This window comes from Tistlia consotensis USBA 355 (assembly GCF_900177295.1).
Classification (GTDB): domain Bacteria; phylum Pseudomonadota; class Alphaproteobacteria; order Kiloniellales; family DSM-21159; genus Tistlia; species Tistlia consotensis.
The window spans coordinates 97,520-115,734 of sequence record NZ_FWZX01000009.1 but is presented as its reverse complement, the minus strand read 5'-3'; the positions used below and the strand labels follow the sequence as shown (position 1 = coordinate 115,734).

At 69.5% G+C, this 18,215-nt stretch carries 18 protein-coding genes; 9 read left to right on the top strand and 9 right to left on the bottom strand.

What is annotated here, in order from left to right:
• Positions 1-37: 37 nt before the first annotated feature.
• The 4 genes from B9O00_RS13385 to B9O00_RS33055 all read right to left on the bottom strand — a co-directional run bounded on the left by B9O00_RS13385 (position 38) and on the right by B9O00_RS33055 (position 4,707).
• Positions 38-691 carry a methyltransferase family protein gene (locus tag B9O00_RS13385; protein ID WP_200808496.1) on the bottom strand — a complete coding sequence of 218 codons (654 nt, stop codon included), beginning with the start codon at positions 689-691 and terminating at the stop codon, positions 38-40.
• A 17-nt stretch (positions 692-708) separates the two neighbouring features.
• Complete coding sequence (locus tag B9O00_RS13380; protein WP_235017126.1) at positions 709-2,997, bottom strand: copper-transporting P-type ATPase; 2,289 nt, start codon at positions 2,995-2,997, stop codon at positions 709-711.
• 209 nt (positions 2,998-3,206) lie between these two features.
• Complete coding sequence (locus B9O00_RS13375; RefSeq protein WP_085123175.1) at positions 3,207-4,379, bottom strand: NAD(P)/FAD-dependent oxidoreductase; 1,173 nt, start codon at positions 4,377-4,379, stop codon at positions 3,207-3,209.
• Between the two features lie 7 nt (positions 4,380-4,386).
• Positions 4,387-4,707: a hypothetical protein gene (locus B9O00_RS33055; RefSeq protein WP_085123174.1), complete on the bottom strand. Its 321-nt coding sequence runs from the start codon at positions 4,705-4,707 to the stop codon at positions 4,387-4,389.
• 232 nt (positions 4,708-4,939) lie between these two features.
• Between B9O00_RS33055 and B9O00_RS13365 the strand changes: the two genes are divergently transcribed.
• Positions 4,940-5,305: an SPW repeat protein gene (locus B9O00_RS13365; RefSeq protein WP_085123173.1), complete on the top strand. Its 366-nt coding sequence runs from the start codon at positions 4,940-4,942 to the stop codon at positions 5,303-5,305.
• Between the two features lie 38 nt (positions 5,306-5,343).
• Complete coding sequence (locus tag B9O00_RS13360) at positions 5,344-6,438, top strand: PRC-barrel domain-containing protein (RefSeq protein ID WP_085123172.1); 1,095 nt, start codon at positions 5,344-5,346, stop codon at positions 6,436-6,438.
• A 170-nt stretch (positions 6,439-6,608) separates the two neighbouring features.
• Here the strand turns inward: B9O00_RS13360 and B9O00_RS13355 are convergent, their stop codons facing one another.
• Genes B9O00_RS13355 through B9O00_RS13340 form a run of 4 tightly spaced genes read right to left on the bottom strand, consistent with a single transcriptional unit; the run spans position 6,609 to position 11,533 of the window.
• Positions 6,609-7,712, bottom strand: a complete 1,104-nt coding sequence (locus B9O00_RS13355; RefSeq protein ID WP_085123171.1) for an ABC transporter permease — start codon at positions 7,710-7,712, stop codon at positions 6,609-6,611.
• A 1-nt stretch (position 7,713) separates the two neighbouring features.
• On the bottom strand, positions 7,714-8,808 hold the full coding sequence (locus B9O00_RS13350; protein WP_085123170.1) for an ABC transporter permease: 1,095 nt from the start codon (positions 8,806-8,808) through the stop codon (positions 7,714-7,716).
• On the bottom strand, positions 8,805-10,559 hold the full coding sequence (locus tag B9O00_RS13345; RefSeq protein ID WP_085123169.1) for an ATP-binding cassette domain-containing protein: 1,755 nt from the start codon (positions 10,557-10,559) through the stop codon (positions 8,805-8,807). Before B9O00_RS13345 ends, B9O00_RS13350 begins: the two co-directional genes overlap by 4 nt.
• A gap of 17 nt (positions 10,560-10,576) precedes the next feature.
• Positions 10,577-11,533, bottom strand: a complete 957-nt coding sequence (locus B9O00_RS13340) for an HlyD family secretion protein (RefSeq protein ID WP_085123168.1) — start codon at positions 11,531-11,533, stop codon at positions 10,577-10,579.
• A gap of 77 nt (positions 11,534-11,610) precedes the next feature.
• On the opposite strand from B9O00_RS13340, the gene B9O00_RS32485 reads away from it, so the two are divergent.
• From B9O00_RS32485 to glgX, 7 genes are all read left to right on the top strand, one after another.
• Positions 11,611-12,084, top strand: coding sequence for a hypothetical protein (locus B9O00_RS32485; protein WP_143596226.1), 474 nt, complete (start codon positions 11,611-11,613; stop codon positions 12,082-12,084).
• Positions 12,085-12,108: 24 nt separating this feature from the next.
• Positions 12,109-12,405, top strand: a complete 297-nt coding sequence (locus B9O00_RS13330; protein WP_085123166.1) for a hypothetical protein — start codon at positions 12,109-12,111, stop codon at positions 12,403-12,405.
• Positions 12,406-12,469: 64 nt separating this feature from the next.
• Positions 12,470-12,811, top strand: coding sequence for an adenine nucleotide alpha hydrolase family protein (locus tag B9O00_RS13325; protein WP_085123165.1), 342 nt, complete (start codon positions 12,470-12,472; stop codon positions 12,809-12,811).
• Positions 12,812-12,880: 69 nt separating this feature from the next.
• Complete coding sequence (locus B9O00_RS13320) at positions 12,881-13,378, top strand: universal stress protein (protein ID WP_143596224.1); 498 nt, start codon at positions 12,881-12,883, stop codon at positions 13,376-13,378.
• A 181-nt stretch (positions 13,379-13,559) separates the two neighbouring features.
• Complete coding sequence (locus B9O00_RS13315; protein WP_085123164.1) at positions 13,560-13,907, top strand: DUF8820 family protein; 348 nt, start codon at positions 13,560-13,562, stop codon at positions 13,905-13,907.
• Between the two features lie 15 nt (positions 13,908-13,922).
• Positions 13,923-15,416, top strand: coding sequence for a DUF6745 domain-containing protein (locus B9O00_RS13310; RefSeq protein WP_143596223.1), 1,494 nt, complete (start codon positions 13,923-13,925; stop codon positions 15,414-15,416).
• A gap of 17 nt (positions 15,417-15,433) precedes the next feature.
• Positions 15,434-17,674 (top strand): glycogen debranching protein GlgX, encoded by a 2,241-nt coding sequence (gene glgX, locus B9O00_RS13305; protein WP_200808495.1) that lies wholly within the window; start codon positions 15,434-15,436, stop codon positions 17,672-17,674.
• On the opposite strand, the gene petA is transcribed toward glgX, so the two are convergent.
• The gene (petA, locus tag B9O00_RS13300) at positions 17,617-18,186 is read right to left on the bottom strand and encodes a ubiquinol-cytochrome c reductase iron-sulfur subunit (protein ID WP_235017124.1); all 570 of its coding nucleotides are present in this window, start codon (positions 18,184-18,186) and stop codon (positions 17,617-17,619) included. The two genes, glgX and petA, sit on opposite strands and share 58 nt — an antisense overlap.
• Positions 18,187-18,215 lie beyond the last annotated feature (29 nt).

The following is an 18,215-nucleotide window of genomic DNA, read 5'->3' as shown; positions in this document are numbered from 1 at the left end:
CCCTGTCATGCGGTGGCCGCGGTCGGGCTGCGACCGATCAAGACCGCATCTGCGCGCCTGCGAGGAACTTCCGCCACCGGCGGCGGCCGGGCAGGAACATCGGTACGTGCTTCCGGTAGGTCCGGTATTGCTCGCCGAAGCGGCCGAGCATCTGCCGCTCCTCCCGGTACGCCAACAGCACGTAGGCGACGACGATGGCGGGAAACAGGATCACGGAAAAGACGGTCGGCCAGTGGACCACGCCCTCGCCGAACAGCGCGACGAACAGCCCCGTGTACTGCGGATGCCTGACCAGGCCGTAGAGCCCATCGGTGACGAGCCTATCCTGCTGGCGAGCGCGGTAGAGCTCGCGCCAGCCCTCCATGAACAGCCCTATGCCCGTGAAGGCCAGCGCATACCCGATGATCATCGCGACCAGCATGCCAACCTCCCCGATCCCGACGAGCGTCGACCAGAGGTTGGCGTCGAGGTTGCTGCGGTCCAGGCCGAACAGCCTGACCGACAGATAGATCGTCAGCGGGAAACCGTACATCTCGGCGTAGAGCGCGATCACGAAGGCCTGCACCAGCCCGGCGCCCGCCCACTCGTGCCAGGAGCTCGGCGCGAAATAGCGGTAGAAGATCCAGGACACCACGACGATCATGATGACCGCCAGGCCCCAGAGTTCCGAGTGGGCGATGTGGGTCTGCAAGGCGCTCTCCTCGGCGATCAGACGCGCACCGTCCTCAGGCGCAGGGCGTTGCCGATGACCGAGAGAGAACTCAGGGTCATGGCCAGGACGGCGATCATCGGGGACAGCAGGATCCCGAAGAACGGGAACAGCACCCCCGCAGCGATCGGGATGCCGAGAACGTTGTAGGCGAAGGCCCAGAAGAGGTTCTCGTACATGTTGCGCATCGTCGCCTCGCTCAGGTGGCGCGCGCGCACGATGCCCATCAGGTCGCCCTTGACCAGCGTCACGCCGGCGCTCTCCATCGCCACGTCGGTGCCGGTCCCCATGGCGATCCCCACCTGCGCCTGGGCGAGCGCCGGGGCGTCGTTGATGCCGTCGCCGGCCATCGCGACGAACCTGCCTTCCGACTGGAGGCGCTTGACGATCTCCGCCTTCTGGTCGGGCAGGACGCCGGCGACCACCTCGTCGATGCCGAGGCGGCTCGCGACGGCCTTGGCGGTGGTCTCGTTGTCGCCGGTCAGCATGACGATGCGGATCTCCGCCTCGTGCAGCGCCGCGATCGCCGCCGGGGTCGTCTCCTTCACCGGGTCCGCGACCGCCACGAGACCCGCCAACCCGCGCTCGACCGCAACGAACATGACCGTCTTGCCTTCCGCGCGCAGCTGGTTCGCCTGCGACGAGGCCTTGGCGATGTCGGTCCCGAGCATCTGCATCAGGGCATCGTTGCCGAGGGCGACGCTCCGCCCGTCGATGCGGCCGCGCACGCCCTTGCCGGGGACCGCCTCGAAGCCGTCGACCTGCGAGGTCTTCACGCCACGCTCCTCGGCGCCCTTGACGATCGCCGACGCCAGCGGGTGCTCGCTGCCGCGTTCCAGGGACGCGGCGAGCTGCAGCACCGACTGCTCGGCATGGGAGCCGAGGGCGACCACGTCCTGCAGCTGGGGATGCCCCTCCGTCAGGGTTCCCGTCTTGTCGGTGACCAGCGTGTCGACTTTGCGCAGGGTCTCGATCGCCTCGGCGTTCTTGAACAGCACGCCGAAGGTCGCCCCCTTGCCCGAGGCGACCATGATCGACATCGGCGTGGCCAGCCCGAGGGCGCAGGGGCAGGCGATGATCAGGACGCCGATGGAATTCAGGATCGCGAAGGCGAGCGCCGGCACCGGGCCGAAGAAGGCCCAGACGGCGAAGGTCACCGCCGCGATGAGCACGACGACCGGAACGAACCAGGCAGAGACGGCATCGGCGAGCCTCTGGATCGGCGCGCGGCTCCGGCTGGCTTCGCTCACCATGCGCACGATCTGCGCCAGCAGGGTGTCGCTGCCCACGCGCCGCGCTTCCATGATCAGCGAGCCCGTACCGTTGACCGTCGCGCCGATGACGCGCTCGCCGGCCGTCTTCTCGACGGGGATCGGCTCGCCCGTGATCATCGATTCGTCGACCGAGGAGTTGCCTTCGACAACGACGCCGTCGACCGGGACCTTCTCGCCCGGCCGGATGCGCAGACGGTCGCCGAGCTGCACCTCGGCCAGCGGGATGTCTTCCTCGGCTCCGTCCGCACGAACGCGGCGCGCGGTCTTCGGCGCGAGCCCCAGCAGACTGCGGATGGCGGCATTGGTCGAGCTGCGCGCGCGCAGCTCGAGCACCTGGCCGAGCAGCACCAGGGCCATGATGACTGCCGCCACCTCGAAGTAGACGGGTGGCAGGCCGTCTTCGGTCCGGAAGACCGCCGGGAAGACGCCGGGCGCGAGGATGGCGACGACGCTGTAGCCGTAGGCGAAGCCGATCCCCAGGCCGGTCAGCGTGAACATGTTGGGACTGAGATTGCGGAACGACGCCCAGAGCCGCACGAAGATCGGCCACCCGAACCACAAGACGACCGGCGTGCTGAGCACAAGCTGCCCCCAGTCCGAGATCAGCTGAGGCACGTAATGCGTCATCCCGAGGGCGGCGACGGGTAGGCCGAGCCCGGCACTCCACCACCAGCGCCGCGTCATGTCGCGCAGCTCGGCATTCTCCTCGTCCTCGCCCGTGCCGACCTCGCGCGGCTCGAGCGCCATGCCGCATTTCGGACAGCTGCCCGGCTCCGAGCGGACGATCTCCGGATGCATCGGGCAGGTCCACTCGGTGCGCGTGGCACTGGGCGTCTTCAGTTCGAGCGCCATGCCGCACTTCGGGCAGGCCCCGGGCGACGGGCTTTCGACCTCCGGGTGCATGGGGCAGGTGTAGATCCCGGCGCCGTCCGAGAGCCCGCTACCGCTGCGCGAAGGCGAAGCTTCTCCTATCCGCTGTGCCGGCGCCGATTCTCTCGAAGCTCCATCGTGCATCAGGTGTACGCTACGGTCGTTCATCGCTCGCTCCTGCGAAGTAGAGCCTCGTCCACGGCATGCCCGGCTGAAGCGGCCCTCTTAGCCGCGCACCGGCATCGAACGGCATCACCCTCGCCCGGACAGGCCGGTGCGTCTTTAATCTCGATTAAGCAGGCGCTGGCCGACCAGGAGCCACCCACCATTGGAGGCGAGGAGAGCTTGCGTTCTCAAGCGATTGCCGTCCGGTCGATCTCCGCTCGGCATTCGCACCAGACGCAATGGCAGTCGATGTGATCGCAGCTGGGATCGTGCAGCGGCGCGCGGTAGCGGAGCCGCGCGACCGGAAACAGAAGCCGGCTCGCCACCGAAGGACGATAGAACCTGCCAAGCGCCTCGCGCGCGTCCCCCTGGCCGAGCCTCCTGGCGGCTGCGCGCCAGCCCCGCTCGCCGGTGAGGTTGAAGACGAACCGATTCACCGTGCCCGCCTGCAGCAGAGGCAGCAGCTCGCTGCGCCAGAGGATCGTGTAGTCCGTCCCTTCGAGAATGCTCCTCGCCGCAAGGAGACCGGAGCGCAGAGCGTAGCGCATGCCGAAGCCGGCCAAGGCATCCTGGAAGCCGGCCTGCTCGCCGACGACCGGACTGCCGCCCTGCACCGCGCTGCGCGGCAGGCGGAAATTGACGAAGCCGCCGAACGGCCGCGGATCGCGCATCTCCAGGTCGGCACGGTCGCGGAACGCGGCGACGGTCCGGGCGAGGTAGTCCGCCTGCCGCCTGAAGTCGCCGAACAGGCAGGTCGCGACCGTGCCGCGTCCGCCCTGGATCAGGAGATAGGCGTAGCCGAGCGGCGCCAACCGATGGTCGAGGATCAGCCACGCTCCGTCGGGACCGTCCGTCTCGAACAGGTAACCGACCGCGATGGCGTCGGCCGACCGCGGGCCGATCGCCAGAACGCTCGGGCCCCGGCTTGCACCGACACGGTCCTCGAACCTGACCTCGGCGCCGGCGGCGACCGCCTGCCGCAGCAAGGCGCGATCGAGGCTCCCCTCGTCGCTGCCGCGCCGGACGAGATAGAACAGCGGCTGCCGGCTCTGGACCGGGTAGCGGCCGCCCCGGGAGTCGAAGACGATACCCCGCGAAACCGGATGGTGCTCGAAGCTGGCCCGGATGCCGGCCGCCATCAGCTCGTCGAGCACGTCCTGCTCGTCGCTCCAGTTCTCGAGGCCCTGAAAGTCCCCGTGAAACCGGGTGCCGACGTCCCGGTGCCACTCGCGGACGATCACGGGCAAGCCCGCCCGGGCCAAGGCCACGGCGCAGGCGAGCCCGGCAGGCCCCGCGCCGACGACCGTGACCGGTCCGCTCGCCTTGCGCCGCGGGTCGACCCGGCTTTCGCGGGTGCTCATGGCCGTCTCAAATCGGCTGCCGGTCGAGTCCGGATGCCGGATCGCGGAGTGGCGAGCCCAGGCTCGGGCGCCGAAAGCCGAAGCGCAGCCGCGCCGCTGGCGACACCTTGGCCCCCGCGCCCCCAGAGATTTCCGGCGACGGGCCCATCCAGCCGATGAGTCGGGCTGAGCCCGAGGCGGCAGCCAGCTGCACCGAAACCGCCTTGACCGTATAGCTGCCCGGAACGAGGAGAAGGGCTTCACAGAGATTGTCCGCGACGACAAGCCAGGTTCTCCCGCCCGTCGCCTCGTCGTGCCCGGCCTCCGCGTCGCAGTGAAAGAGATGCATCGGTGCCTCCCGGGGGTTTTCCTTGCGGTGGCAGCTCCAGCCGCCGGCAACGACCCTGCATCGTCCCGGGCCATCGGTCCTTAATGCCGATCAAAGAGTGGACACGGCGGTCCAGCGCACGTGCGGCCCCGCTCTTAGACATCGATCAAGGACTGTCGCGCCCCGCGATGGTCTATGGGCAAGGGGTGGCTGCGGCGGATAGGCGGCACCGGACAACGACGGGAGCGCGATCATGAAGAAGCATCGTTGGCAGGAGTGGGTGAACCTGGTGCTCGGCCTCTGGGTCGTCGTGTCGCCTTGGGCCGTTGCGCAAGCCATCGCCAGCGCTGAGGGCGTCGGCGCGGCGGCGATGTGGGACGACTATCTGGTCGGCATCGCCGTGGCGCTGCTCGCAGCAGCAGCCCTCGTCGCCTTCCAACCCTGGGAGGATTGGCTGAACCTCGCGCTCGGCTGCTGGCTGCTGGTGTCGCCCTGGGTGCTCGGGTTCAGTTCGTCGGCCGCGCTCATGTGGAACGCGGTGGTGGTCGGCGCCCTGATCGTCGTGTTCGCGGGCTGGGCCCTCGCGGAGGAGCCGGCCAAGAAGCAGGCGACGGAGTAGCGGCTTCGCATCCGCGAGAGCGGCTGGCCTGCAGCGCGATGGAAGCCCTTGCGCGCTCCTTCCCCCTGGACGGTCGCACGCCGGGTGCGAGCACGCAGCTGCGTCGAAGCGGAAATGCCGGCATTGATCCGATCGGCTGGCGAGTGGCGGCGCTCGGCCATGCCTCCGGCGGCTCAGGTCGCCGGCGTGCCGAGGTGATGCTCGTGTTTAATCTCGGTCAAGGAACTGGAGATCGGACTGCGGTGCCATCGATCCGGTGGGACTGGGTCGCGCATCCCGCGACGCGCCCGGTGCGCGTCATGCTCGGTGCAACCCCGAAGACACGGAGGAAGACCATGCGACTCCCGATCGTCATCGCCGCTGCCGCCGGCGTCGTCCTGTTCAGTTCCGGCTTCGTCCTGGCCGCAGACGTGGAAGGCCTGCCCGACGATGCGAAGGTGAAGCTGCCTTACGCCGAGCGGTGTCTGAGAGACCTGCAGGCTTTCGACGAGAAGCTCGAACAGGTCGGCTTCGGGGTCCTGCCGCCCGGCGGCTACGGCGCCGAGGCGCCATCCGGCTACTACGTCTGGGGCGTCGAGGCGACCCCGCGGGAGAAGATCCATGCGCTGCGCGAGGCGGCCTACGTCTACGCCATGAGCGGCGAGGAGAAGTCCTGCCAGACGGTTCTGGCGTCGATGCGCCAGGTCTTCGAGCAGCACCAGAAGCTCGTGGGGCCCGAGGCGGACGAGCCCGACGTGCGACGGGCCTGGCGGCGCGCCCACCTCGCCAGAGCCGAACCGGTCACGCAGATGAATCACCTGATGCGTGCCGACGTGCTGATCGGTTCGGAACTCCGCAATACGAAGGACGAGAAGCTCGGGGAAATCAAGGACATCGTCCTCAATCCGGAAAAGCATGACATCCTCTACGTGCTGGCGGCGCGAGGCGGCTTCCTCGGGTTCGGCGAGGAACTCGTGGCGATCCCCTGGAGTGCGCTGCGGGCGACCGAGGACCATGAGCTCTACGTGCTGGACGTCCCGGTGAAGGCTATGGAGGATGCGCCCAAGGTCGGCCGGCACAACTTCAAGTCGACGGCCGATGCTGGTTGGCGGCGTTCGCTCTCGGCGTACTGGCAGAAGGCGCTGAAGCAGTAGCGGCGCCCCCAGGAGACTTGATTCAGGCTCGAGAGGAGCTCAATCATGGCGCGCCTGCCGATCGAGCGGCCGCCGCGTCACATCGGGCCCCTCTTCGAGCCGTGCGAGCCGCGCGCCCGCGTCCTGGTCGGAACGGCAGTCGGAGCGTCGGGCAATCCAGGCCGCGAGATTCAGCGCGCTTCGCGGCCGAAGATCCAGATGGCGAGGCCGAACAGCGGAACGCCGGTCGCCACCAGGATGAGGGCGTGCGGCCAGAGCGCCTCGAGCCCGGCGCCCTTCAGGAAGATGCCGAGCGTGATGTCCAGGTAGTGCCTCAGCGGACTGGCGAGCGAGAGCGTCTGGAGCACCTCGGGCATGCTCTCGACCGGCGCCACGGTGCCGGAGAGGAACATCATCGGGAACAGGCCGAAGAAGCTCAGCAGCAGGGCCTGCTGCAGTGTCCGGCTGATCGCCGCGATCAGCACGCCGATGGCGACCGCGCTGACCAGGAACACCGCGGTCAGGCCGAGGAAGAGCAGCAGGCTGCCGCGCAGCGGCACGCCGAACCACCACGCAATCAGCAGGCTCGGAAACACCGACAGCAGCCCCATGACCAGGGTCGGCAGGGTCTTGGCGAGGAGCAGCTCGCCCGTACGGACCGGCGTCACGCGCAGCTGCTCGATGGTCCCCGTCTCGCGCTCGCGCACGATCGAGGCGGCAGGGCAGATGACGCCGACCATCAGGGCCGCCAGGGCGACCATGGAAAGCACCATGAACGAGGTGTAGGTCTGGTCGGGGTTGTACCAGATGCGCACGACCGGCCTCGCGCCGCGGCCGCTGCCGGCTCCGGCCGCCGTCGAAGACCGGAAGCGCCCGACGATCTGGAGCGCGTAGCCTCGCGCCTGCGCCGCGACGTTGGAGTTCGTCCCGTCCAGGAGAATCTGGACGGCCGGCGTGCCGCCGCGGGCGAGAGCGCGCTGGAAGCCCTGCGGCACGACCAGGGCCGCGCGGGCCCGGCCGGCCTGGAGCCATTCGCTCGCCTCGGCGGCGCTGGCCGCGCGGCCGGCCGAAGCGAAGGCGTCGGTGACGAGGAAGCTCTCGACGAGGGCGCGGGACGCGGGCGTGCGGTCGAGATCGACCGTGGCGAGCGGCATCTCCCTGACCTCGAACGAGAGGGCGAGCGTGCAGATCACGACCTCGATCGTGTAGAGCCAGAGGACCAGGATCAGCATCACCCGGTCGCGCAGGAACTGGATCGCCTCCTTGATGACGAGACCTGCGAGCCGGGTCGGCATGTCAGGCGACCTTCTTGCGGAAGCGCCAGGCCGCCAGGGCGAAGACCACGACGGTGTAGGCCAGGAGCAGCGCCACCGAGGGCCAGAGCTCCGGCAGGGCCGCGCCCTTCAGGACGATGCCGCGGGACAGATCGACGAAGTAGCGCGTCGGGAAGACGCGCGTGTAGAGCTGCAGGAGATACGGCATCGTGAAGATCGGGAAGAGGAAGCCCGAGAACAGGAACGAGGGCATCAGGGTGACGATCAGGGCCAGCAGCATGGCGACGAGCTGGCTGCTGGTGATCGTGGAGACGAGGAGCCCGATGCCGACCGTGCAGAAGACGTAGACGAGGCCGGCGGCGGCCAGGAGCAGGAGGTTGCCGCGCAGCGGCACGCCGAACCACAGGAAGCCGACAGCGATGACCATGGCGATCTGCGCGAAGGCGATGAGACCGTAGGGCACGAGCTTGCCCGCGAGGAACTCGGCCGGGGTGAGCGGCGAGGCGAAGATCTGCTGGATCGAGCCGGTCTCTTTTTCACGGGCGATGGCCAGCGCCGTCAGCAGCGGCGGAAAGGCCATGAGGATGACGCCGAACAGGCCGGGCACCACGTAGGTCACGCTGCGCAGCGACGGGTTGTACCAGACCCGCGTCTCGACCCGGACGCGCGGGGCGCTATCGCCGGCGAAGTCCGAGACGATGGCCTGGGCATAGGCGGCGACCAGGTTCGCGGTGGCCGAGTAGGTCCCGTCGACCAGGACCTGGACCGGTGCCGTACCGCCCTGCGCGATCGTCCTCTGGAAGCCCGGCGGCACGACCAGCACCAGCTCGACGGCGCTCCGCTGCAGCCCGTCCTCGACCTCGTGCGTCGTGGCGTAGTCCGCGGCCAGGCGGAAGTAGCCGCTGCCGACGAAGCGGTCAACGAGCCTCCGGCTCGCAGGCGACCGGTCCTGATCGAGCACACCCATGGCGACGTTCTCGACATCGAGCGAGATCGCGTAGCCGAACAGGAACAGCATGACGAGCGGCATCAGCAGCGCGACCGCCACGGTGACGGGATCGCGCGCGATCTCCTTCGTCTCCTTCGCGACGACGGCGGCGATGCGTGCCGGCTTCACCGCTGGCCTCCCGCCGCCGCGCCCACCCCGGTCCGGGCCCGTTCGATATAGGCGAGGAACAGCTCCTCCACCGTCGCAGGAGGCCTGCCGGGCAGGGCCGCGCGCAGGGACGGCAGGTCGCCGGCGGCGATCAGCCGGCCTTCGTGCATCAGCCCGAGCCGGTGGCAGTAGGCCGCCTCTTCGAGATAGTGGGTCGTCACGACGACGGTTGTTCCCGAGGCGGAAAGCCGGCCGACGAGCCGCCAGAAGCGGAAGCGCGCGAGCGGGTCGACGCCCGAGGTCGGCTCGTCGAGGAACAGCACCGCAGGCCGGTGCAGAAGGCTGCAGGCGAGCGCGAGCCGCTGACGCTGGGCGCCCGAGAGACGGGCGACGATCCGCCTCTCGGTGCCGGCGAGGCCGGTCGTCGCGACCGCCCAGGCGATGGCGTCCCGCGCTTCGCGTCGCGGCAATTCGTAGGCGCTCGCGAAGAAGTCCAGGTTCTCGCCGACCGTCAGGTCCGGATAGAGCGAGAAGCGCTGCGACATGTAGCCGATGCGACGGCGCAGCCGGCCGGCGCCGGGGCCGACCTCGACATCGGCGACGCGGGCGCTTCCGCTCGACGCGGGCAGCAGGCCGCAGAGCAGGCGGATGAGGGTCGTCTTGCCCGCGCCGTTCGCCCCGAGCAGGGCGAAGATCTCGCCGGCGTTCACACGGAGCGAGACGTCGTCGACGGCCAGGAAACCGCCGAAGCGACGGGTCAGGCTGCGCGTCTCGATGCCGACAGCCGGGCGGTGGCGAGGCGCGAGGCGGGAGGAGCCCGCAGGCTCCGACACGAGGGTCGGCGCCTCGACATCGTCGGCCTGTCGCAGGACGACGAACACGTCCTCCATGGACGGCGGCGACGCCTCGACCGGGCCGAGCCGCTCGAGGCGCCGGCGCAGGCTCTGCGACAGCCCGGCGCGCGGGTCGACCGCGACGCGGACCTCCGTCGGCCGCCACTGGACCCCGAGGACCTCGGGCGCATCCGTCAGGGCGTCCTCGACCCCGGCGGGCATCGCCGGCTGCAGCCGGAAGATCGCGCCCTCCGCTCGGGCGCACAGCTCGCCCGGCGTGCCCTGGGCGACGATCCGGCCGCGGTCGAGGAAGGCGAGACGATCGCAGCGCTCGGCCTCGTCCATGTAGGAGGTGGCGAAGACGATGGTGGCACCGGAACGGCGGAAGTCCTCCAGCATGCGCCACAGCTCCCGGCGCGACAGCGGATCGACGCCGAGCCCCGGCTCGTCGAGAAGCAGCAGAGGCGGCTCGTGGACGAGATTGGTGCAGAGCGCGAGCTTCTTGCGCATGCCGCCGGACAGCGCTCCCTCGGCGCGGTCGAGGAAGGGCAGCAGCCCCGCCATTTCCAGGAGCCGTCGACGACGCTCGGGAAATTGCGATGCGGGCACGGCACGGACCCTCGCGGCGAAGGCGAGGTTCTCCACGACCGTCAGGCGCTCGTAGAGCGTGAAGCCCTGGGGCATGTAGCCGATCCGCGCCGTGATCTTCGAGGCTTGGCGAACCGTGTCGAAGCCCAGCACGCGGCACCTGCCGGCGCTCGGATCGAGGATGGCGGCCAGCATCTGCAGCAGCGTCGTCTTACCGGCGCCGTCCGGCCCGACGAAGCCGACGATCTCGCCGGGGCCAACGCGCAGGTCGACCTCCCTGACGGCCCAGCTGTCGCCGAACCGCCGGCCGGCAGCCTCGGCCTGGATCACGTATTCGTCCCCGCCCGCCATGCCACCTCCTTCGCCCGTCAGGGAGCGGACAGCCGCTCCGGCCAGCCGGCTTCGGGACGCCACAGGATCCAGGCGTCGGCCGGCATGCCCGGCTTGAGCACACGCTCCGGGTTGTCGAGCGCGAGGGTCACGCCGAAGACCATGCGGGTCCGTTCCTGCGGCATGTGGATATCGCGGGGCGTGAACTGCGCCTCCTGGTCGACCCGTGCCACACGGCCTTCGAAGAGACGATCCGGGAAGGCGTCGACCCGCACGCGCGCCGGCGCATCGAGCCGCACCTTGCCGATCTCCTTTTCGGGGATGAAGGCCTTCAGCTCGAGGTGGGAGAGCTCGACCAGGACGGCGACGGTCCGGCCCGGCTCCACGTACTCCCCGACCTCGACCGCCTTGGCCAGGACCGTGCCCGCGATCGGCGCTGTGACGCGGGTCTTCGCCACCTGGTTCCGGACGAGATCGAGCTCCTTCTGCGCCGCCTCGATGCGCGCAGCAATCGCGTCTATCCCAGCCTTCGCCTCGTCGACACGCCCCTGCGCCTCCCGGTAGGCATCCTCGGCCTGCGCGAGCCGCTGCGGCGTCGCCGTGCCGCGCTGGCGGAGCTCGCGATAGCGCTCGAGATCGGCCTCGGCGGTCCCCAGGTGGTGCTGAAGGACCTGCAGCTCGCGGGCGGCCTGCTCGCGCTCGCTCCGGAGGACGTCGATCTGCGCCGCGACACGCTCTTTCCGCAAGACGAGATCGCTGTCGTCGATCCTGACGAGCAGGGCTCCGCCGTCGACCGCCTTCCCCTCGACGAGCCTGCTCTCGACCACACGCCCGCCGACCTCGGCCGCGACACGGACCTCGGTGCCTTCGACATGGCCGTTTCCGTAGAGCAGCTGATCGGGCAACGGCGCGGGCTGCAGATGGAGGTAGAGCGCGTAGGACCCGCCCGCGGCCAGGGTCAGTATCAAGCCCGTCCAAAGCCATGCCTTGTTCATCTGCGGCCTACCGTCGGGCCTTCCTACTCCTGTCACTCCGCGATCGGGCAGTCGATCGAGGGGCGGATTGACTGTTCGTGGAATTCGATCTCCACGGACGGACCACAGCAGACACCACGCCGTTGAGGGGTAGACGTCGGAAGCGCCCCGGCGAAGGGCGTTGCAGCGTGATCGCCATATCAGGATGCGACGATCCGGAAGATGAGGAATTAATCTCCATCAATGACGACACCAGCGCGGGTGTGCGCCAATGCCGAGCTGGAACGGTGTGCATCGTCGATGATCGGCACGCGGACCGGAGGGGCCGGGTCGCGAGCGCGGGCAGGGACCGGCGGCTGCGGCGCTGCAAGGAGTCTTGTCCAATGTCGAAATCCGCGGATCATTCGGACGGAGAGGGCTGGCCTTCGGAACGGGAGGTCGAGGCGAGGCGCGTCGTGCACGAGTACAGCATGTGGGCGATGGCTGCCGGCATGCTGCCGCTCGCGGCGGTCGACCTGGCCCTCGTCGGAGCGGCCCAGCTTCGCATGCTGGCGCGCCTGTCGGCGTTGTAGGACCTGCCCTTCGCCGAAAACGCCGTGCGCACCATCCTCGCCGCGCTGCTGAGCTCGCTCGGGGCCGGGGCGCTCAAGCAGAGCGTCGCCGGCCAGATGATCAAGGCCGTGCCCTTCGTCGGGCCGGTGCTCGGCATGATGACCCTTCCGGGCTTCGCCATGGCCTTCACCTACGCCGTCGGGCGCGTCTTCATCGAGCACTTCGAGTCGGGAGGCACCTTCCTGACCTTCAGCGTCGAAGCGTCGAGGGACCGCCTCCGCAGCGCGTTCGACGCCGCCCGTGTGCGCCGTTCGTTCAGGTCCCACGCAACCGTTTCCTAGGTCGTCGCAATTCGCTTGGACGCCGGCGCGAACGGGCAACATCGGATCGATGGGGAGAAGGGCCATGGCCTTTAAGGACATCGTCGTACATCAGGGAGCCGACGCCCGCTCGACCGCCCGCCTGGAGCTGGCGGTCGCCCTGGCACGCCATCACGGTGCACGGCTCAACGGCATCTATCCGCTGCCCGAGGTTCGCTTGCCCGGGTCGCTCCGCGCGGCCATCGGCACCGACTTCGTCGCCGAGCAGGAGGCCCGGCTGGCCGGCGCCGCCGAAGCGGCGAACGCGGCCTTCGACCGCCGCATCGAAGCGGCCGGCCTCACCGGCGAGTGGCGCACGCCGCAGGGACGACCAGCCGAGTGCCTGGTGGTGGCGGCCCGCCAGGCCGACCTGACGGTCATCGGCTAGGCGGACCACGACGATCCCGCGAGCGAGCCAGATCTCGCGGCAGAGGTCGTGGTCGGCGCCGGTGGGCCCGTGCTGGTCCTGCCCTATGCCGGCAACTTCACGGAGATCGGCCGGCGCGTCATGGTGGCCTGGAACGGCTCCAGGGAGAGCGCGCGTGCAGTGCACGACGCCCTGCCCTTCCTGATCGGCGCAGAGAAGGTGGTGCTCTACGGCATCGACCGGCCGGGCGCACCTCACTCATCGGCCACCGGTATCTACGCGCACCTGTCCAGGCACGGCGTCGCCGTCTCGACCGAGGGGACGGTGGTTCAGGCCGAGACGGAGGCGGTCGGCGCTTCCCTGAGCACGGTGGGCGACTTCGGGTTCTCGGGACACGGCGAAGTCCGGCACGTGCCGGCCCAGGCGATCTCGGAGGCGGACGCGTTGCTCGCCGCGCTCTCCGACCACGTAATCGACCTGCTGGTCATGGGCGCCTACGGACACTCGCGGCTGCGCGAGATCGTACTCGGCGGCGTCACGCACGAGCTTCTCAGGCAGATGACCGCGCCGGTGCTGATGTCCCACTGACATCGCCTCGGCGCGAGACAGGCCATGATCTCGGGTGGCCAGTTGGACCGCGCGACACAAGGTCCCGACCCGCCGGCACCGATCCTTAATCTCAATCAAGGTCCGGCGTGACGATCTCTCGTAGCGTCAAGTTTCGGTCCCCAGAGTCTTCGGGCCCCAGCGATCTAGAAGGAGCTGAACCATGCTTCAAGTCAGGCACCCAGTCTCCCGGTCGCTCCGCCAGGGTGATGTTCTGCTGCTGCCCTGCGACGAGCTGCCCCAGGGCGTGCGTCAGGAACCGCCGGAGAACGGCCGGATCGTGTTGGCACGCGGCGAGACCTCGGGCCATGCCCACGCGATGGCCGGCGATCGGGTCTGCTACTTCCGCGATGACGGCAGCGGCCAAGCCTTCGTCCGCGTCGACGGCGATGCACCGGTGGCGCTGACCCACGAGGAGCACGCGGCGTTGCCCGTGCTGCCCGGCACCTATCGCGTCGTGCAGCAGCGAGAATACCTGCCGCGATCGGTGCCCCGGTCGGTGGTGGACTGAGTCGGTAGCGGGTCGATGCCCGGGCACAGTGCGTCTGCCTGGCGGGATCGGCTCGGCTGGCGTGTGCCGTTCGACAGGCAGGCAGCCGAATCGGCGATCCGCGGAGCTTACGCCGCAGCCGGACTATCCGCGCCCGCCCAGGTGCTCTGGGCGCGGGGCCCGGGCGAGGCGGCCCGGATCATCGACTTCCTCGTGCATCCGCCGGGCGCCCTTTGGCGCATCACGCTGGAACTCGTCGTCGCCGGCGTCCTCGTCTGGATTGCGCTGGCTCTCGCCGTCGACGCCGGAGGCTTCGCCGGCGCGTCGCCCCTGACCTCTGCGGTGGTGAGCGTCAGCGTCGCCGGCGTTGCCCTCGCGCTCGCGGCGAGCCCGGCTCTGCCGAGCATGCCAGGCGGAGCCGAACGGCACGCCGGCCGGCCGCCTGTGGCGCTCGGCGGTCTCGTCTTCGCCGTGCTCGCGATCCATGCCTTCGCCCTTCAACGCCTCGGCGGACTGCCGGCGGACCCGGTTGGCCGGGCCGGGGCCCTCGTCCTGTCTGCTTCTCTGGGCGCGCTGCCGGGCCTTCTGTTCCACCAGCGTATCCGTCGCGTCTACGCCGGGCTGCCTCCGTCCCTGCGCAGCCTGCACCACGCGGTCTCGGCCGGCGACCGCCTCGAAGCCGTCCGGGAGGCAGCATGGGCGCCATTCCGCCGGGCAACGCCCGGCCCGCGACCGCATGAAGCGCTCCTGCACCTGTTTCAGACGGCGCAGCTTCCGGCGTGGCAGGAGATGCCGCCTCTGGAATTCCAGCGCCAGGCCGCGCCGCTCCGGCAGTGGCGCATGGAGGTCCTGTCCGGAACGCCGTGGGATCGGACCATCCAGCCCGTGCGGAGCCGCATCTGGCCTCTGCTCGCCTGGCTTTCGGTCCATCTGGACGGCATGGCGGACACGCCTCGGGCCGCAGGCGCCGAACAGGCGGGTGCTCTCGGAGCCGCCGCGGCCTTTGCCGAGCTCGCCTTCAGGGTCGATCGCCTCTACCCCTTCGAGACCATCGCCGTGGCTGTCTGCCCACCGACCATGGCGCGGCTCGACGCAGAGGGGCGACCGCACGGCGAGGACGGACCGGCGTTCGCCTGGGCGGACGGCACGCGCATCTTCGCCTGGCGCGGGCGGCCAATCCCGCCCGAGCTCGTGGACCCGAAACGGCCACTGACGCTCTGGCGAATTCGCAACGAGTGGAGCACCGAACGCCGCTGGGTCCTGATCGAGCGCTACGGGATCGGCCGCTATCTGCTCGACGCCGGCGCGAAGGAGGTCTCGCGGGACGCCTGCGGCAGGCTCTACCGCTTGGCGCAGACTTTCGACGAGCCGATCCTCGCCGTGCGCGTCGTCAATCGCACAGCCGAACCCGACGGAAGCTTCCAGGAGTACTGGCTGCGCGTGCCGCCGACCACGGCGACGGCTCGCGACGGCGTTGCCTGGACCTTCGGTCTCAGGGCGGACGAGTACGATCCCGCCATGGAGGCCTGACGGGAGCCCGACGGACGGTGCGATCACGGCAGCAGCAAGGATCTGGCCGGGCCGCCGGCAGCTCCTCGAACGGCGGCGGCGAGGACGCGAGAGGCGAAGCTGCCCCGGCCGCTCTTCCGCTCTGCTGCCCCGATGGCGGCTCCCCGGCTTCGGATCTTCGCATCGATCCCGGCAGCCCGCTTCCTCTCGGCGTGAGGGACTGCTGCGACGGCTTCAACTTCGCCGTCTTCAGCCGTCATGCCGAGGCGATGCAGCTGCTGCTGTTTCGCCATCCCGGCAGCCACGAGCCCTGGTGCGTCATCGACCTCGATCCCGCCCGGCACCGTACGGGCGACGTCTGGCACGCGCTGGTGGACGGCATCGGCTGGCGTCAGGCCTATGCCTACCGGGTCTTCGGCCCCTGGGCGCCGACGCAGGGCCACCGCTTCGATCGCGACGTCGAGCTGCTCGATCCCTACGCCCTGGCCACCACGGCGGCGGCAAACTGGGATTTCCGGGGAGATGCGACAATCGATCGGCAGACCGACCCGGCGCCCGGCGCAGCTTCTCCCGCTTCGCCGGCTGCCTCTCCGCCTCGCTCCCTTTTGGTCAGCCGCCGCTTCGACTGGCAGGGCGTCGGACGCCCCAAACGCCCGTGGTCCGAGACGATCGTCTACGAAACTCACGTCAGAGGCCTGACCATTCACGCGTCGTCGGGCGCCCGCCACCCCGGCACTTTCCTGGCCGTGATCGACAAGATACCGCACTTCCGGCGACTGGGCGTCACGGCGGTCGAGCTGATGCCCGTCCAGGAGTTCGATGCACGAGACAACCCGAGGACGTCGCCGAGCGGCCACCGCTTGAGCAACTACTGGGGCTATGCCACGACCGCCTTCTTCGCGCCCAAGGCGGCCTATGGCACCGCGCGAGACGCCGGCTGCGAGGTCGAGGAATTCAAGACCATGGTGCGCGAGCTCCACCGCGCCGGCATCGAGGTCATCATGGACGTCGTCTTCAACCACACCGGGGAAGGCGGCGAGGCCGGCCCGACGCTCAGCTTCCGTGGCTTCGACAACGCGATCTACTACATGCTCGACGAAGCCGGGCGGTACCGGAACCTGACGGGCTGCGGCAACACCTTCAACTGCAACCACCCCGTGGTGCGGGACTACGTCGTGGACTGCCTGCGCTACTGGGCAACCGAGATGCAGGTCGACGGCTTCCGCTTCGACCTCGCCTCGATCCTGGGCCGCGGCGAGCACGGCGAGTTGCTGCACGATCCGCCCCTCCTGGAGCGCATCGCGGAAGATCCGATCCTGCGCGACGTGAAGCTGATCGCCGAGGCCTGGGATGCCGCCGGCGCTTTCCAGGTGGGCAGCTTTCCCGCACAGCGCTGGGCGGAATGGAACAGCCGCTACCGCGACGATGTCCGCCGTTTCTGGCGCGGCGACCCGGGCCTGCGAGGGGCCTTGGCGTGGCGCGTCTGCGGAAGCGCGGATCTCTACCAGAAGGCGGGGAAGGAGCCGGTCGGCAGCGTCAACTTCGTGACCTGCCACGACGGGTTCACCCTCGCGGACCTGACGAGCTACGCCCACAAGCGCAACGAGGCGAACGGCGAGGCGAACAGGGACGGTCCGGCCGAGGAGTTCAGCGCCGGCTATGGCGCGGAAGGCGACACGGGCGATCCGGAGGTCAGGCGGATCCGCCTTCGGCAGGCCAAGAACCTGCTCGCGACGCTGTTCGTCTCGCGGGGCGTGCCGATGCTGCTCGGCGGCGACGAATTCGGTCGCAGCCAGGGCGGCAACAGCAACGCCTACTGCCAGGACAACGCGGTCTCCTGGTACGACTGGCGGCTGGTCGAGCGGAATGGGGAGATCTTCCGCTTCGCACGAGCGATGGCAGGAGTGCGCCGGCGGTTCGCCACCCTGCGCTCGGACGCCTTCTATTCCGAGGATGAAGTCCGATGGTTCGACTGCGACGGCCAGCCGCCGGACTGGCAGGCCCCACACGGCACGCTCGGCATGCTGATCCGGAGCGGAGAGTCGGCGAATGACGACCGGCCCCTCCTCCTCTGCATCCTGTTCAATGCGGGCGAGGCGCCTGTCGGCTTCGTGCTGCCTCCTTCGCCCGAGCCCTGGAGAGTCGTCTTCGACACGGCGAAGGCGCCGCCCGAGGACATCCGCGCTTCGGGGGAGGAACCCTGTCTACCTCGGCAGAGCCGCTACGGACTGGAGGGACGCTCGATGGCGATGGTCGTGTCAGGCCGGGCGCGGTCCTGACGTAAGGAGGTCGGCACGACCGGCGCGTCAGGCGTGTCGTAGAGCGAGCCGTGGCAGGGGCAGAAGTATCCGTGATAGGGGCCGCGCGGCTCCCCGGTCCGCTGGCCGAGCGGCACGCAGCCGAGGTGCGTGCAGATGCCGATCACGACCAGCCAGTCCTCGCGCTGGACCCTTTCGGCGTCGGTCGCCGGGTCGATCAGCGCCGGACTGTGGTCGTCGGCGCGGGCCTCCGCTATCTCGGCGGAGGTCCGGTGGTCGATGAAGATCGGCTTGCCTTGCCAGGTAGTCAGGACGCGCTGGCCGACCTCTATCGGCCCGAGATCGACATCGACAGTGGAAAGGGCCCGGACGTCGGCCGCGGGGTTCATGCTGTCGATGAGCGGCCAGAGGACAACACCGGTGCCCACGACACCGAGAGCGCCCGCCGCAAGGATCAGGAAGTCGCGACGCGTGTGCTCGCCGGGTTGCTGGGCCTGCCGCATATCGCCCACGTTTGCTGCCTTGTCGGACATGACAATCCTCCTCGAAGTCGCACCGACCG